Here is a 2,040-nt window from a genome sequence, read left to right as displayed (position 1 = left end):
CACCAACAATCCGGTTACCACGTTGGACTCAGGCAAAACTCCGAACGCTACGCTGGATAATCCTCTGCCTAGCGGCATTACGCCCGCTCCCGGCCGCGGAGCCAACTACCAGAACCTGCTGCTCGGCGGCTCCGCAAATGCGCTGCAGAAGGATGAAGAGAACGGCGCCACCTACCAGTGGAACTTCGCCATCCAGCGTCAACTCCCTCTCGGAGTTGCACTCGAAGCTGCCTATGCCGGTCTGCATGGCTCTCACCTGCCGAACAGCCACAGCATCAACCAGGTTGCGGCCTCGTATCTGAATCAGGCGGCGAGTGACCCCAACTGCGTGGGCTCAACGGCAAACCTGTCGAGCGCGTGTTTCCTCACCAAGACGGTTCCGAATCCGTTCAACAGAGCAGCGTTCAATCAGGGCTCGCAGCAGTATGCAACCATCAGCTCCACACAGCTCTATCGTCCGTTCCCACAGTATGGCGGCATCTCCAACACTGGAAATTATGTCGGCGTCAGCAACTACAACGCACTGCAGATGAAGATGGAGAAGCGCTTCACTTCGGGTGGAGTGCTGCTCGGCTCGTATACCTTCTCGAAGCTGCTGGCCAACACTGAGTCGCTGACCTCCTGGCTTGAGGCAACCGGAGCTCCCGGCTATCAAAACAACAACGATCTGGGTGGAGAGTACGCGCTCTCCGGCTATGATTCGCGCCAGCGTCTTACCGTCAGCTATGTCTACTCACTGCCATTCGGCCGCGGACAGCACTTTGCCTCCGGTGTCAGCGGCGTGATGGATAAACTGGTCTCCGGGTGGGGATTCAACGGTGTGACCACCTTCCAGAAGGGCTATCCGCTGGGACTCTCCATGGCCTCAAACACCGTCAGCACTTACTCGCTGGGCGGTACGACACGTCCGAATGTGGTCCAGGGTTGTTCCAAGGCGGTCGGAGGAAGTGTGCAGTCGCGGTTGGGAGATAAGTTCTCCAACAGCGGATACTTCAACACCTCATGCTTCGTTGCTCCGGGCAACTTCAAGTTCGGCAACGAATCCCGTACCGATAACACGCTACGTGCTCCAGGCATAGCGAACTTCGATCTCGCTTTGTTCAAGGACACGCACATGACTGAGCAGGTGATCCTGCAGCTTCGTGTCGAGTCGTTCAACCTGTTCAACCGTGTTCAGTTCGGCGCGCCCAATACCTCCATCGGATCGGCGCAGCAGGGACAGATCACTACCCAGGTGAACGAGCCCAGGTTGCTGCAGCTCGCCGCCCGTATCAATTTCTAAGACGTTGTATGCCCCCGGTAAAGCCGTGCCGCGAAGCGGCACGGCTATTTTTTGTTTGGGTGGGAGTGTAGCGGCCTTTAAGGGTGGGAGCAGCGGGCTTAAGCCCGCTGATAAAAGCGCTGAAGGCGCGTTCTATACCAGCCTGGGGCAACGCCCCAGGTCTCGGATCGTTAAGAGGTCTGAGGGCTGAAGGCCCGATCTATAATCCTCATGCCAAATGGCTGAAGGAGCCCCTCTGGAGAGGAAAGCCCAACTTCTTTGGACGGTAAGCGGTGGACTAAAGTCCACCGCTCCCATCTGTTCTCGCATTAGAGCATTTCTCCTGTTGTTGGTATCCCGGGAGAAGTGTGCAGTGGCGTTTTCATTGCGGAAAGCGCCCGTAGATGCACAAGCCCTGCACTAGACCTACAGGAAAAATACTCTAACGTGAATCTGTCTTTACTGCAGAGTTATAGCGGGCCTTCAGCCCTTTAACATCGTGTGGGCACTGAGACCTGGGGCGTTGCCCCAGGCTGGTATAGAGCGCGCCTTCAGCGCTTATAGCGCCTGCCCAAAAGACCGTGGAACACCCCAGCCAGCGAAGCTGCCCACGGCTCCCACCGATTCGAGCTGGGCTCGAATACATCTGAATTGTTGCTGCACTTCAACCCAACGTAGGCATCTTCGTATCCACACCCTCACGAATGCCCGTTGGCCAGCGAGCGGTGACAGTCTTCAGCCGCGTATAAAAACGAACACCTTCCATCCCATAGATAGAG

Annotated in this window: 1 pseudogene; it reads left to right on the top strand. The window is 56.9% G+C overall.

Features of this window, described 5'->3' with window-relative positions:
- Positions 1–1,282 (top strand): annotated as a pseudogene (locus AB4043_RS23670) (hypothetical protein); the annotation flags it as partial.
- Positions 1,283–2,040 lie beyond the last annotated feature (758 nt).

Origin of the sequence: Terriglobus sp. YAF25, from assembly GCF_052113305.1 — a bacterium.
Lineage (GTDB): Bacteria > Acidobacteriota > Terriglobia > Terriglobales > Acidobacteriaceae > Terriglobus.
This window is presented reverse-complemented; position numbering and strand designations above follow the sequence as displayed.